The 481-nt window shown below is 48.6% G+C and carries 1 pseudogene; it reads right to left on the bottom strand.

The features are described from left to right. Positions 1-481: pseudogene (locus FC15_RS02505) on the bottom strand (IS256-like element IS1310 family transposase); the annotation flags it as partial.

The following is a 481-nucleotide window of genomic DNA, read 5'->3' as shown; positions in this document are numbered from 1 at the left end:
TTGTTGGCGAACTCATTCAGTTTCAGTTCGGCTGCTTCACGGTTGGCGGCCCGATGAACTTGTTTAAAGTCACTGATCACGGCCTTGCGGTCTTTTACGCGAACTTTGTTCATCAGATTCCGCCCAACATGAACCAGGCAACGTTGTCGTTTGGCTTTAGGGAAATGCCGATTCAAGCCTTCATCCAAACCAACTAACCCATCGGCCACAAACAACAGCACATCTTTAACGCCCTGCTTGATCAAGGTTCCCAGCAGTTCAGTCCAGATTCCAGTCGATTCCGTTGGCGCCACTTGGTAGTTCAGCACTTCTTTCGTACCATCTGGACGAATGCCAATCGCAATATGAACGGCTTCTTTTTGAACGGTATCCCGCTTTAACGGCAAGTAAGTGGCATCTAAGAAGATGGCCGCATATTGTGAAGCCAGTCGACGTTGCTGGAAAGCTTGAACCTGTTCATTGACGGCTTTAGTCATGTTGG

It is taken from the genome of Lapidilactobacillus concavus DSM 17758 (assembly GCF_001435835.1).
Lineage (GTDB): Bacteria > Bacillota > Bacilli > Lactobacillales > Lactobacillaceae > Lapidilactobacillus > Lapidilactobacillus concavus.
Note: the sequence above shows the minus strand (reverse complement) of the source record. Positions and strands in the feature narration are given on the sequence as shown.